This is a genomic window from Photobacterium obscurum, from assembly GCF_026191635.1.
Lineage (GTDB): Bacteria > Pseudomonadota > Gammaproteobacteria > Enterobacterales > Vibrionaceae > Photobacterium > Photobacterium obscurum.
The window spans coordinates 169,482-183,531 of the sequence record NZ_JAKRRW010000005.1 but is presented as its reverse complement, the minus strand read 5'-3'; the positions used below and the strand labels follow the sequence as shown (position 1 = coordinate 183,531).

The window sequence follows — 14,050 nt, the reverse complement described above, 5'->3', positions numbered from 1 at the left end:
ATTCCCGAGCTTAAAGCTTAAACAACTTCCCGCAGTGCTTACACCTGTGTATTGATTTATAGACAAAACGTTGCCAGAGGTTGCGTTTTACTCGTATGACTTCTGTACATCGGCATTCCATATGAGATATTCCTTTTCTAAATGATATGCTGCAAGTGTCATATCTTATAACTGAATGGCAGCTGAATAAATAGGTTAAGTGTCGCCTGGTGGGCGTTTTATTGAAGAGTAGTCACGAATGCCTTTAGGGTATGTGGTTATTTGTTTGGCAAATATTGTTTATGAGTGATGAATACAGGCCGAAATAGTGTTATGTCGGCCTGTTGTGGATTAAGGGGGCTGCCTATGTAGCTGGCAGGGCTAGAAGAAACCTAGCGGGTTGACATCATAGCTGACAAGCAAGTTCTTGGTATTCTGGTAGTGATCGAGCATCATTTTGTGGGTTTCACGGCCGATACCGGATTTTTTGTAGCCGCCGAAGGCTGCGTGGGCAGGATAGGCGTGGTAGCAGTTGATCCAGATCCGTCCGGCCTCGATATTGCGTCCCATTCGGTAGGCGAGGTTAGTATCTCGGGTCCATACACCGGCACCCAGACCGTATTCGGTGTCGTTGGCAATTTCCAATGCCTCTGCCTCATCTTTGAAGGTGGTGATAGCGATCACCGGTCCGAAGATCTCTTCCTGGAACACGCGCATTTTGTTGTGGCCCTTGAGCATGGTCGGGGCGATATAGTAGCCCTGCTCCAGCTCGCCTGCCTGCTCTGCGGCACTGCCGCCGACCAAGACTTCTGCGCCTTCGTTACGGCCGATTTCCAGATAGCTCAGGATCTTGTCAAATTGCTCTTTTGAGGCCTGTGCGCCAACCTGGGTATCGGTATCCAGCGGGTTGCCCTGCTTGATGTTTTGTGCCCGTTCAACGACTTTGGCGATGAATTCATCGTAGATTGACTCATGGATCAGTACACGGGACGGGCAGGTGCAGACTTCGCCCTGATTGAAGAAGGCCAGCAGCATCCCTTCGATACATTTATCTAGGTAGGCGTCTTCATGGTCAAAGATATCAGCAAAGTAGATGTTTGGTGACTTACCGCCAAGCTCGACCGTCGATGGGATCAGGCTTTCGGCAGCGCACTTCAGAATGTGGTTGCCGACCTCGGTGGAGCCGGTAAAGGCCAGCTTGGCAATGCGGTTGCTGGTAGCCAGTGCCTGACCGGCTTCGTGGCCGTAGCCATTAACGACGTTGACGACCCCGGCAGGGATCAGATCGCCGATAATTTCCATCAGTACCAGAATTGAGGTTGGGGTCTGCTCGGCAGGCTTGAGTACCACACAGCAGCCAGCTGCCATCGCTGGGGCGAGTTTCCATGCGGCCATTAGCATCGGGAAGTTCCAGGGAATGATCTGGCCGACCACGCCGATAGGCTCTGGAAAATGATAACTGGCAGTGTTGGTATCCAGCTCGGCAGCCGACCCCTCCTGTGCGCGGATACAGCCGGCAAAGTATCGGAAGTGGTCAACAACCAGCGGCAGATCTGCGGCAAGGGTTTCACGCACCGGTTTACCGTTCTCCCAGGTTTCGGCTACGGCCAGCACTTCGATATTCTGCTCGATGCGATCGGCAATTTTTAGCAAGATGTTGGCACGCTCGGTAACACTGGTGGCTGCCCAACTGGCTCGCACGCTGTGGGCGGCGTCCAAGGCCAGGTTAATGTCGGCTTTATCTGAGCGAGCTACCTGACAATAGGACTCGCCATTGACCGGCGATGTGTTGTCGAAATACTCACCGCTGACAGGTTTTACCCACTCTCCGCCAATATAGTTATCGTATTGAGGCTTGAATGTAATAACAGCATTGTCGGTTCCCGGTAGTGCGTAGATCATAGGTCGTTCCTTCTTTGCTTCTGTTCACGAATGGTTTAAAAATCGCCGCTGCATTGGTGCAACTGGCTGGTATTTATCATGTTCTGTTGTGTTTCTTATGTTTTTTACTAACGCAAACTACAGGCCAAAAGCTCGGACTTGTTGTTAATAAAATGTAAAGCTATGATTAATAAACTTTTACCTGAGAGCATTCGCAATCACGGATAAATGCGCCATGCGGTTGAAATTGTTCAACTGTTACAAAATGGCACACTGACTCTGTGACAACATGGAACAGTTACCCTATGCACCTATTCGCTAATTCCAATCAGCAGGATTGGCTGGAGCTGTCATGGCACCGTAGCCAGATGGCTGGCCTTGATGAGCTGCACGTCCCAGATCATGTCCGGCTCGATCGAGAGCAGCTGGCGCAGCGCCAGTACCGCGCCAAATCATTAACTGCTGCGGTTGAGCAATTGGCGGTGCCGTTGTTCAATCAAATGTTTGCCGGTACCGACAGCCGCCTGTTACTGACTGACGCGGAAGGGGTAATTATTGGAGCATGGGGACAGCAACGTTTCGAGCAACGGCTCACTAGCATTGCGCTGGAGTCGGGTGTTTGCTGGCAGGAAAACCTTAAGGGGACCAATGCGATTGGAACCGCATTAACGGATCAGCGCTTCGTGGCGGTGATTGGTGAGCAACATTTTATCCGTAGCCATCGTTTTTTAAGCTGCTCTGCCGGGCCGGTATATAGTCCTTCTGGTGATTTGATCGGGGTACTGGATATTACTAGCGAGCAGCAGGTGCACTCCGAGCGGACGCGGCTGCTGATCCAAAATATGGTACAGCAGATAGAAAATAATCTGTTGTGTCAGGTGCCCAATGGCAAGTTTCGGTTTGATCTGGCGCTGGATCAACAGTTGCTCAATAGTGGTTGGCAGGGGATTGTTATTGCCGATGAAGCAGGGCATGTAGTGGCGCATAATGCAGTTGCTGCCCGCTTATTGGATCTGCGAGAAATGAGGGGATGCCATATTGATTCACTGATGGATATGCCTTTGTCAGCCGTAAACCGCTCGGTGGCACCATCTGGCAAGATTGTTTTTAGTTGCCAGTCGTTGCAGAAAACATCGTCTGCTAACGTGCCCTCGACAGTGTATTCGCCGTCGTGCCCACTTCACTATGGTGACAGTCGGATGGAGCAGGCATGGCAGCAAGCCTGCAAGCTAGTCAATAAAGATGTCAGTCTACTGATCTTGGGCGAAACTGGGGTAGGTAAAGGTGAGTTTGTCAAACAGTTACATGGTCATAGCCAGCGACATAACGGTCCGTTAGTGGCGGTAAATTGTGGTGCATTACCGCAAGATTTGATTGAGTCCGAGCTGTTTGGTTATGCGCCGGGGGCATTTACCGGTGCCAGCAAACAGGGATTCCAGGGCAAGGTACGCCAGGCTGACAAAGGGATCCTGTTTTTAGATGAAATCGCTGATATGCCGCTGGCCGCTCAGTGTCACTTGCTGCATGTCTTGCAGGAAAAAGAGGTGGTGCCTATCGGCTGTAACCAGCCGACCAAGGTTGATATCCAGATTGTAGCCGCGACTCATAAAGATCTGGATGCGCTGGTGGCACAGGGGCTGTTTCGTCAGGATTTGTATTATCGCCTGAACGGATTGATTCTGACCTTGCCCGCCTTACGTGATCGGCAGGATTGCAAGGCCCTGATAGCGTCCATCCACCGTAAGTATCGCTGTGATGAGCAGACGATCTGCGAGCATCTGATGAACTTGTTAACGAGCTACCATTGGCCGGGGAATATCCGGGAGTTGGACAATGTCCTGCGGGTAGCCTCGCTGCTGTCCGATGATGCCGGGCAGTTGATATTGGGCCATCTGCCGCAGCATATTGCCGAGCCGTTATTGAAACAACCGGGGAAGCTGACGGTAGAAGCCTCAGGAACGAAAGATCTCAGGACAACGATTACAGATACCCTGCTTGATACTTACCGCGCCAATAAAGGCAATATCAGCAAGACAGCCAGAATGCTGGGTGTCAGCCGCAATACCTTGTACCGTAAGCTCAAAAAGCTCGGAATTCAATAACTGGAAGCTGTACTGCAGAGCTACAAAGTTGATGGTGTTGAACTGTTTAACTAGCCAACATTTCCTTATCTTCTAACAACAAAAGGCAGCGTATAGCTAATACACTGCCTTTATTACTCTTGCTATGCCAGTGACTAACCTAGCTGCTCTTTAAGATAGTCAACCAGCATCCTGACTTTTGGTGACAGGTGGCGGTTGTGCGGATACAGTGCCCAGATCCCGTCATCGCTTTCGGTAAACTGGGTCAGCAGCGGGATTAGCTGGCCGCTGTCAATATACTGCTGGACGTAGTAATCCGGCAGCTGGACGATCCCGATCCCTTTAAGGGCCGCATCGGTCAGGGCGTGGCCGCTGTTACAGCGCAGGTTGCCTTTGACCCGGATATTGCGGGCCTTGCCATCTTCCTGAAAGCGCCAGTAATCCAATGTTCCCTGTAGGCAGTTATGCTGGTCCAGTTCCGATAATGAATAGGGGACGCCATGAGCGGTCAGGTATTCTTCAGATGCACACACATACTGGGTACGGGTACCCAGTCGCTTGGCCATCATGCTGGAGTCTTCCAGCTTGCCGAGTCGGATCGCCAGATCAAATCCTTCATCGATTAGATCGACTTTCTGGTTTGACAACTGCAGTTGAACTTCAAGTTCCGGATACTGTAGCGCAAAGTTGTTGAGCAATGGGGCTATGGTGCCTTCACCGTAGGTGACGGGAGCGGTTACCTTCAGCATTCCCCGCGGTGAGCTCTGCAGATTACCAATTGCACGCTCTGCTTCTTCCAGCCCATCGAGTACCTGACGGCAGTGCTGGTAATATATCCGGCCGACATCAGTGACCGATACTTTGCGGGTGGTACGGTAAAACAGCTTGGCTGCTAGCCTTGCTTCTAACGCACTGATTTGGCGGCTGACCTGAGCCGTTGAAATCCCGAGTCTTTTTGAGGCAGCAGTAAAGCTTTCGGCCTCGGCAACAGCGACAAACTCGCTGACCCCTTCCCAGTTAAACATTGTTACTACCACGTAAGAGTTGAATGCTAATTTTCGAAATTATCGGCTAGCAGACAATAAATGCAAGACATTTGGTACGGAAAAGCCGCCTGGATAATTTCCATTCATAAAATCCAATTATTACACCTGAGTAAAAGTCATTTGTAATTACCCCCGATTATCATCAGCAGAGAAGTCAATATAATGCACCCCATCGAAACGGAACACACCGTTCGGACCAAATTATAAAGACTGAAGATAGGAAAAAGAAATGACTGCACAAACTCTTAAATCACGCGCTGCTGTTGCATGGGGCCCAGGCCAACCGCTATCGATGGAAGAAGTCGATGTGATGCCGCCTCAGAAAGGCGAAGTACGTATTCGCATGATTGCAACGGGTGTTTGCCACACCGATGCATTCACACTCTCTGGTGATGATCCTGAAGGTATCTTCCCTTGTATCCTAGGTCATGAAGGGGGCGGTATTGTTGAATCAATTGGTGAAGGCGTTACCAGTGTTCAGGTCGGCGATCATGTTATTCCGCTTTATACTCCAGAGTGCGGTGAGTGTAAGTATTGCAAATCAGGCAAAACCAACCTGTGCCAGAAAATTCGTGAAACGCAGGGCAAAGGCCTAATGCCAGACGGTACGACCCGTTTCTCTAAAGATGGTCAACCTATTTTCCACTACATGGGTACCTCGACTTTCTCTGAGTACACGGTATTACCAGAAATTTCGTTGGCTAAAGTGAACCCGGAAGCACCACTTGAAGAAGTGTGTCTGCTTGGCTGTGGTGTTACCACGGGTATGGGCGCCGTGATGAATACGGCTAAAGTGGAAGAAGGTTCAACAGTAGCAGTATTCGGCCTTGGTGGTATTGGTCTTTCCGCGATCATCGGTGCAGCAATGGCCAAAGCGAGCCGTATTATTGCGATTGATATTAATGAAAGTAAGTTCGAACTGGCGCGTAAGCTCGGTGCAACAGATTGTGTGAACCCAAAGAACTTCGACAAGCCGATCCAGGACGTTATCGTTGAGATGACAGAGGGTGGTGTTGATTACTCATTCGAGTGTATCGGTAACATTAACGTAATGCGTTCAGCGCTTGAGTGCTGCCATAAAGGTTGGGGTGAATCTGTGGTGATCGGTGTTGCCGGTGCCGGTCAGGAAATCTCTACCCGTCCGTTCCAGTTGGTAACTGGTCGTGTATGGCGAGGCTCTGCATTTGGTGGTGTGAAAGGCCGTTCTGAACTGCCAGAGTATGTAGAACGTTACATGAAGGGTGAGTTCAAGCTTGACGACTTTATCACTCATACGATGGCGCTTGAAGATGTGAACGAAGCTTTCGACCTGATGCACGAAGGTAAGAGCATCCGTACCGTACTTCACTTCGATAAGTAATTACTCACTATGCTTTGGTGCCCTCGAAAGAGGGTGCTGAAACATGTCGAGGGGCATAAAGATGACAATTGAAAATATTAGTGTAAACAAGAGTTTTGGCGGTTGGCACAAACAATATAGCCATTACTCCAACACCTTGAACTGCACCATGAGGTTTGCCATTTTTCTGCCGCCTCAGGTTGCGTGCGGCAAGAAGGTCCCTGTGATGTACTGGCTATCCGGTTTAACGTGTAGTGATGAAAACTTCATGCAAAAAGCTGGGGCGCAGCGTTTGGCTGCGGAGCTTGGTATTGCCATTGTGGCTCCCGATACCAGTCCGCGAGGTGACGATGTCGCAGATGACGAAGGTTACGATCTGGGGCAAGGGGCTGGCTTTTATGTCAACGCCACCCAGCCGCCATGGAACCGTCATTACCGGATGTATGACTATGTGGTCGATGAACTGCCGCAGTTAATCGAGTCGCATTTCCCTGTCAGCGAACAGCGCTCGATTGCCGGCCACTCGATGGGGGGGCATGGCGCATTGGTGATTGCGATGCGTAATCCGGATCGTTACCAATCAGTATCGGCGTTTAGCCCGATTAGCAATCCGATTAATAGTCCTTGGGGACAAAAAGCCTTTACGGCTTACCTGGGGCAAGATAGCTACCATTGGGCTGATTATGATGCCAGCCTGTTGATGCGCAGGACGAGTCAGAGTGTGCCTGCACGGGTAGATCAAGGCGAATCAGATGAATTTATGGCCTCTCAACTGATGCCAGAGGCTTTGTCTGAAGCCGCTCATATTAACGGTTATCCGCTGGAATTTTATCGACATGAGGGTTATGACCATAGTTACAATTTCATTAGTAGTTTTATTGAACAGCATTTGCGTTTTCATGCGGAGCATCTGAATCGTTAGCATCTAATTGGTGCTATTTTGAAGCGTCAATTTACCTCTTATATCTCGTTATATTTTGTTGTATTTACTGCCTTTCCCGCCCAGCTTTGGCTCGGCGGGCTTTTTTATATCTGTTAATTTTTCCTGTCTGTTCTTTCTTGCTTGATGCCAAAGTGTCTGCTTAAAGATTGTTCCTGGCTGGTAATAGTAATTTGCAAGATTGCAGGATTATCATCTTATCTTGTATCAATATAATACGCCCATCAAATAAATACTCGTTGCTATGGCGGGTTATCAGAATTTATTAGCGTCGCCAGAGCGGCGTTAGCAATGGTGGAGCACACTATGTCAAGAATTGTTGTTGTGGGAGGCGGTGCCGCTGGCCTTGAGCTGGTAACTCGCTTGGGACGAAGCTTTGGTCATAAAAGTAATCATGAAGTTACGTTGGTCGAACCGTCATCACACCATTACTGGAAACCCCGTTTGCATGAAATTGCCGCCGGTACGTTTGATACCGAACTGGATGCTGTGAGCTACTTGCAGCATGCGACATGCAATGGCTATCAATATGTCCAGGCGGCGATGGCCGGGCTGGATCGAGAAACCAAAACACTTTTGCTGCGTAATAACAGCGGGCAAGAATCTGCATTGCAGTATGACTACCTGGTGATAGCGGTGGGTGCCGTGAGCAATGACTTCAAAACGCCGGGTGTGAGCAAGCACTGCCTGTTCCTTGATTCATCGGATCAGGCCCAGCAGGCATGGCAGCAAATCAACCCGTTACTGAGAGCGGAAGGCAACCACCGTATCTCGATTGTCGGAGCTGGGGCTACTGGGGTCGAACTGGCGGCTGAGCTGGCGAAAGTCAGTGCAAAACTACAGCGATATCGCCATGGTGCGGAGCTGGATATTACGTTGATTGAAGCTTCTGATCGCGTACTTCCTGCGGGTCCTGAATGTATGTCTGGCAAAGTGCAAAAGGCACTTTTAAAGCAAGGCATTACCGTTCGTACCAATACCCGGGTTCAACGTGCGGAAGAGGGCAAGTTAGTCACCGCCGAAGGTGAGATCATCGCTGCTGATTTGCAGGTGTGGGCGGCCGGTATTAAGTGTGCTGAGTGGCTAACACAGCTCGATGGGTTGGAAACCAACCGCCTTAACCAGCTCAAAGTCGATGCCAACCTGCAGCCGACCTTTGATAGCAATATTTTTGTTCTGGGAGACAGTGCGGAATGTCCACAGCCAGATGGCTCGTTCGTTCCCCCGAGAGCCCAGGCGGCCAATCAGGCTGCGGGTCACCTTGCCCGGCAATTTAAGCGGCTGTTAAAGGGCAAATCGTTGCAGCCATTTATTTTTAATGATGGCGGAATGGTGGTAGCTGTCGGCCATGATTATGCGGTCGGCGTCCTGATGAATGACAAATTGGTACTGCGGGGACGCTTCGTCCGCAACTTGTACGATACAATTTTCCGTCTGCATCAACGGGTGCTGTTCGGCTGGGGACGGGTAACGGCTCTAGTGTTGCTCAAACGCATCAAATGCGCCCTGAATCCTTATTACAAAGGCAACCTTTCTTAATTTAGCTTTACCCGAGAGAGGCGTTAGCTTCTCCCCGGTATCAGTACAACATTTGAATAGTATAAAAATCGGAACGATAACGATATGTGGACTAAACTCCGTAACTCTTTGCCCTTACAGCTGATGCTGGCGGCATTGATGGCCTGGCTTTTTGCGTTAACTTTTTCAGAGACGGCCGATGTAGCACAACAGGGTTGGTATCAGCTCCTGATGCTGGGTAAGACCAGTTATATCGGGCTGCTAAAAATGGTGGTGGGCATTGTTGTTATGCTGTCGCTATTGGAAGGGATCACCAGCATTGGCTCGACGAGCCGGCTGAAGAAATTGGGCGCAAGCACCTTGCTGTTTTACAGCTTTACCACATTGATTGCGATAAGCCTTGGCTTGGGGGCATCATTATTGATACCTGCATGGCAGCCCTTGACGGAGTTCGCGCCTGTTGCCGATGGCGTCAGATTGATCAGCGAAGAGGCGGCTGATGGCAGCGCAATTGCGGCAAAGTTGCTAAACATGGCACTGGTAAATCCGGTTGCGGCACTGGCCAATGGTAACCTGTTAGCGGTAGTGGTGTTTTCGTTGATGCTAGGGATCGCCCTGCTGTCGGCATTGCCTGGCAGACATCCTTTGTTCGAGCTACTCAGTGGATTGAACAAAGGGGTAAACGCCATGGTGCGCGGTATTGTTCGTTTGGCACCGCTGGCTATCTTCGCGATTGTGTTTGAATTTACTGTACGCGGTGGTGAGTCGCTTTTTGGCCAGCTAGCCATGTTTGCCTTGTTGGTGTTTGTTCTAACTCTGGTCCACGGTGTGGTGGTGCTGCCGACGATTGCCAAAGTGGCGACGGGTATCCGTTTCACCACATTGTTCAAAGCTATTTCGGCGCCGCTGGCGATGGCCTTTGCGACATCATCGAGTTCGGCTGCATTGCCGCTGGCGATGCGAAGCGCAGAAGAAGAGCTAGGGGTCTCGCAGAGTACCAGTAGTATGGTGCTGCCTCTGGGGGCCGTGATGAATATGGATGGAACCGCTTTGTTTGAAGGGGTTGCGGCAATATTTCTGGCGCAGTTGTTTGGTGTTGACCTAACGACTACTGGGATGATCATGATATTCATTATGGCGATGGTGTCATCGGTCGGCGCACCGGGAATGCCTTCAGGGTCGATGTCTGGCATGCAGCTGGTATTGTTGGCTGCCGGAATTCCGCTTGAAGCAATCGCTATTTTGCTGATCATCGAACGCCCGCTAGACACGTTCCGTACCGCCGTCAATGTGGAGGGGGATTTAATCGCCGCCTTGGTGATTGATAAATGGCAGCAGCGAACGGATGTTACGGTTGGATTAGCAAAAGAGGGGATTCAATCGTAAATCAGGAAATAGATATAGTGAACAAGGCCTGCAATTGCGGGCCTTGTTTTTTACTTGAAATAGATTCAGGCTTAGATGAAACGGATCTTAACCGCCTGAAGTTTGTTTGCAGAGTCATCCATGATGAACTCGACTAGGCTGCCTGAAACAGGCTGGCAAGCGCCACTGACGTTTGCTGCGTCAAAGCGGATATCACCACCAAGATCGCAAGTAATTAGGCCTGTTTTGTCTTGAGTGTTGAAGCTACGGATAATACCGGTTTGTGAAATCATAATGTTTTCCTTTTTGCCCAAGCAATGCTTTAAGAGCGTTATGCTTGTGGCTATCAAATTGAGTAGATAATTCATTCCCGCGCCCATTTGGCGTCGGCTGTTATCGTTTTAACTCATTGACCTTTATCTATTTACCGCTATGAGTTCACCCTACTCAATAGCGCATCACTGCATGGTCGATTGCAACGATACCAAACGTAATTATTATCTGGACCAATCAGAGCGGCTCCAGCGGTTTGGCATACACGACGGCAGTGGAAATAAATCATGTTTATGATTTTTGTTGGATGTTCTTCTTTACAGCAGGCTTTGGCGAGAAGCTAGGAGTGTGAAGTGTTCTTCGAAAATCATTTTCAGGTCTGAGTTGCAGACCGCAAAACAGTAAACAGAAAATTATTGGCTGTAAATATATTTTTTGAAAAAAAAGTAAATACGAATGACAACAGAATATGGGGCTGTGCTTAATGTTTTGATTTTTAATGACTTATTGGCATTCTGTTAGAGGTGTTTTTTTCTTGTGTTATTTGAAATATTTCGTTGCCTCTCTCTTCATGTCGGATCTCAGACTAAATTCTTGCTCAAATTTTTCGAACATCTCCTATCAAAATGCATTGTGGAGTGTGAGGTACATCACGCCTAAGATAATGATCAATTCGCAAACATCCTGCGTATAACCAAGCTGATAATCAACATGAGAGGACGTTATGAATAAATCAATTCTAGGAATTATTTTAGGTGCCGCGACTTTTTCAGGTCTGGCAATGGCTGATCTTCAACAGGGACTGACGCTTGATATTTCACCGCAGAAAGGTGGTGCTTGGGTGGTCGTAGAAAAAGACGGCATGCCGCAGGTTGGTGCCCATGTGATGATTGATGGAGATACCAACAACAGCTATACCACCGCTGAAAACGGGCGTGTGTTTGTTCACAGTACGGGGGAAGCTGCGCGTTCACTGACATTCATGGCGACCGATGATGAGGGTAATACCGCGTCGGCTCAACGTTTTATCCCTGCCAACCGTTCATAACTCTAGTAACGTTAATATGCATAGATGTTGACACTGCTTTTAGCTTGCCGCGAAAAATGGATTTCACTCGCGGCCGTTTTGTCGTTGATTCATAAGAACTGTAATTTAGAAATGTAAGCTTAGAGTCAATCTTATTATTACTATTTGGTAAAGGTTGTTTGCTTTATTGGCCAATTATCACCTTTATTAAAGGTAATATAATACACCCTATCGAACGGGTACACCGCAAAGCTAAATTGAAAGCTGGCTAAGTTATCAAACTGAAAACAGATTTAGTTCGAGGGGTTATGAATAAATTATTCTCAGGAATCATGTTAGCAGCCGCTGCATTTTCAGGCTCAGTACTGGCATGTAACAAAACAGGTCTGACACTTGATGTCTTTCCACAAAGAGGGGGAGCCTGGGTGTTGGTAGAAAAAGATGGTGTACCACAGGCGGGAGTAGAAGTAACTGTAAAAGGTGCGACTAACCAGCGTTACACCACAACAGAGTGTGGTCTCGCATTTGTATATAGTTCACTGGAGGCTTCTCGTTCCATGACGTTCGAGATTACTGATGATACTGGCAATACTGTCTCAACCCAGCGCTTTATTCCGTCTAACCGCTCGTAACCAATATTACGAGCGAGTTAAACATGGATGGAAATCGACGACAATTTACTAATTAGAGAGCCGGGATTGAAGGATTTTACTCGCGGCTCCTTTCTGCTGTTCATCAATACCATTCGTTCCTCAGTGAATACTCCCTCAGTGCAAATTTTGTCCATGTCTCAGTTTTAAACTTCCCCTGTGGTTTATCGGCCATGCGTCTGGCTATACTGGTCTAGAAACCCACGTCAAGGAAGGATGACATGATGAGCACAACCTGCTTGGTTACGCCAGACATCACACTCGTGTTGTCATCTTGGTACAATCAAGACTTTCGCCTGTCCCACGATTTCCCGTCTGTATAAGCCTTTTTAATGCATTTTGCTTAACGCACTTCGCATTTTCTTGCTTGTTATCAACAAGCCAACCTAAGAAACCTAACAGCACAGCTTTTGGCTGAAAGTTGCTGTTGGTCAATTGTTGAACCCGCCATTGATTCGCTATATCGAAGAGAAAATTAGCAGAATCTGGCGGTTGCTTATGAGGCATTTTCTATGAAACGTATTCCAGAACCGTTCCGCATCAAAATGGTGGAACCGATCCGCATGACTAATGAGGATGATCGCCGTGAAGCCCTAATCGAAGCCGGGTACAACCCGTTTATGTTGCGCAGCGAAGATGTCTATATCGATTTGCTGACTGATTCGGGAACCGGGGCGATGAGTGATGTACAGTGGGCCGGTTTGATGATGGGCGATGAGTCTTATGCCGGAAGCCGTAACTATTTCAATCTGTGCGAGGCCGTGCAGTATTTCTTCGGCTATAAACTGACAGTGCCAGCCCACCAGGGACGAGGAGCAGAGCAGATACTATTTCCTTGTTTGATCGAGCGAATGAAAACAGTGCGCGGTGGCGACAAGCCGGTGTTCATTTCTAACTACCATTTCGATACGACAGCTGGCCATGTGGAACTCAACGGCGGCAAGGCGATCAATGTCCTGACCGAGAAAGCCTTCGATACCGAAACTTATGAAGACTGGAAGGGCAACTTCGATCTCGACAAGCTGGAATCGACTATCGCGCATTATGGCTCTGAAAATATTGCGGCGATTATCACAACAGTGACTTGCAATAGCTCGGGCGGCCAACCGGTGTCGATGGCTAACATGCGTGCGGTGTACGAGATCGCGAAAAAGAACGATATTCCGGTTGTGATCGATTCTGCCCGCTACTGTGAAAACGCCTATTTCATCAAGCAGCGCGAGCCGGGCTATGAGGACAGTTCGATCCTCGAGATCATCCGTGAGATGTACCAATATGGCGATATGCTGACGATGTCGGCGAAGAAAGATCCTATGGTCAATATTGGTGGTTTATGCTGTATTCGCGATCATGAAGAGTTGTTCCAGGCGGTACGCACCCGCTGTGTGCCGATGGAAGGCTTTGTGACCTATGGTGGTATGGCGGGGCGTGATATGGAAGCACTGGCGCGCGGCTTGTACGAAGGGGCCGATGAAAACTTCCTGCACTACCGGATCAGTCAGGTGGAATACCTTGGTGAACGCCTGCGCGAGGGGGGGGTACCTATCCAGTATCCGACGGGCGGCCATGCGGTGTTTGTCGATGCCAAGAAAATCCTGCCGCATATTCCGCCGGAGCAGTTCCCGGCTCATGCGCTGTGTAACGAGCTCTACCTTGAGTCCGGGGTTCGAGCGGTTGAAATTGGTTCATTGTTGCTGGGGCGCGATCCGGAAACGGGTAAGCAGAAGGAAACGCCGCTGGAGTTGATGCGTCTGACGATCCCGCGTCGTGTCTATACCAATGATCATATGGACTATATTGCCGATGCTCTAATTGCCGTTTGCCAACGGGCCCATGAAATCAAGGGGCTGACATTTGAATATGAGCCGCCGGTATTGCGTCACTTTACCGCCAAGCTTAAGCCAGTTGAGTATGTATGAGCTCACGTTTCAGCTACATGACTGAACATTAA

At 49.1% G+C, this 14,050-nt stretch carries 11 protein-coding genes; 8 read left to right on the top strand and 3 right to left on the bottom strand.

Going from position 1 to position 14,050, the window contains the following annotated elements:
• Nucleotides 1-360: 360 nt before the first annotated feature.
• A complete protein-coding gene (gene exaC / locus MD588_RS08830; protein WP_265696736.1) occupies nucleotides 361-1,881 on the bottom strand; it encodes an acetaldehyde dehydrogenase ExaC in 1,521 nt (506 codons plus the stop codon).
• A 284-nt stretch (nucleotides 1,882-2,165) separates the two neighbouring features.
• Here exaC and MD588_RS08825 point away from each other — a divergent pair, with 284 nt between their 5' ends.
• Nucleotides 2,166-3,962 carry a sigma-54-dependent Fis family transcriptional regulator gene (locus MD588_RS08825; protein WP_265696735.1) on the top strand — a complete coding sequence of 599 codons (1,797 nt, stop codon included), beginning with the start codon at nucleotides 2,166-2,168 and terminating at the stop codon, nucleotides 3,960-3,962.
• A gap of 134 nt (nucleotides 3,963-4,096) precedes the next feature.
• On the opposite strand, the gene MD588_RS08820 is transcribed toward MD588_RS08825, so the two are convergent.
• A complete protein-coding gene (locus MD588_RS08820) occupies nucleotides 4,097-4,966 on the bottom strand; it encodes a LysR substrate-binding domain-containing protein (protein WP_265696734.1) in 870 nt (289 codons plus the stop codon).
• Between the two features lie 250 nt (nucleotides 4,967-5,216).
• On the opposite strand from MD588_RS08820, the gene MD588_RS08815 reads away from it, so the two are divergent.
• The 4 genes from MD588_RS08815 (at nucleotide 5,217) to MD588_RS08800 (ending at nucleotide 10,170) form a co-directional block, all read left to right on the top strand.
• Nucleotides 5,217-6,347: an S-(hydroxymethyl)glutathione dehydrogenase/class III alcohol dehydrogenase gene (locus MD588_RS08815; RefSeq protein WP_265696733.1), complete on the top strand. Its 1,131-nt coding sequence runs from the start codon at nucleotides 5,217-5,219 to the stop codon at nucleotides 6,345-6,347.
• Between the two features lie 61 nt (nucleotides 6,348-6,408).
• Nucleotides 6,409-7,248: an S-formylglutathione hydrolase gene (fghA, locus tag MD588_RS08810; RefSeq protein ID WP_265696732.1), complete on the top strand. Its 840-nt coding sequence runs from the start codon at nucleotides 6,409-6,411 to the stop codon at nucleotides 7,246-7,248.
• A gap of 324 nt (nucleotides 7,249-7,572) precedes the next feature.
• On the top strand, nucleotides 7,573-8,805 hold the full coding sequence (locus MD588_RS08805; RefSeq protein ID WP_265696731.1) for an NAD(P)/FAD-dependent oxidoreductase: 1,233 nt from the start codon (nucleotides 7,573-7,575) through the stop codon (nucleotides 8,803-8,805).
• Between the two features lie 84 nt (nucleotides 8,806-8,889).
• A complete protein-coding gene (locus MD588_RS08800; RefSeq protein ID WP_265696730.1) occupies nucleotides 8,890-10,170 on the top strand; it encodes a dicarboxylate/amino acid:cation symporter in 1,281 nt (426 codons plus the stop codon).
• Between the two features lie 71 nt (nucleotides 10,171-10,241).
• Here the strand turns inward: MD588_RS08800 and MD588_RS08795 are convergent, their stop codons facing one another.
• Nucleotides 10,242-10,442, bottom strand: coding sequence for a hypothetical protein (locus tag MD588_RS08795; RefSeq protein ID WP_265696728.1), 201 nt, complete (start codon nucleotides 10,440-10,442; stop codon nucleotides 10,242-10,244).
• A gap of 704 nt (nucleotides 10,443-11,146) precedes the next feature.
• Here MD588_RS08795 and MD588_RS08790 point away from each other — a divergent pair.
• The 3 genes from MD588_RS08790 (at nucleotide 11,147) to MD588_RS08780 (ending at nucleotide 14,018) form a co-directional block, all read left to right on the top strand.
• Entirely contained in the window at nucleotides 11,147-11,470 is a 324-nt protein-coding gene (locus tag MD588_RS08790) for a hypothetical protein (RefSeq protein WP_265696727.1), read from the top strand.
• A 287-nt stretch (nucleotides 11,471-11,757) separates the two neighbouring features.
• The gene (locus MD588_RS08785) at nucleotides 11,758-12,081 is read left to right on the top strand and encodes a hypothetical protein (RefSeq protein WP_265696726.1); all 324 of its coding nucleotides are present in this window, start codon (nucleotides 11,758-11,760) and stop codon (nucleotides 12,079-12,081) included.
• Nucleotides 12,082-12,611: 530 nt separating this feature from the next.
• The gene (locus tag MD588_RS08780; RefSeq protein WP_265696725.1) at nucleotides 12,612-14,018 is read left to right on the top strand and encodes a tryptophanase; all 1,407 of its coding nucleotides are present in this window, start codon (nucleotides 12,612-12,614) and stop codon (nucleotides 14,016-14,018) included.
• Nucleotides 14,019-14,050: the final 32 nt, after the last annotated feature.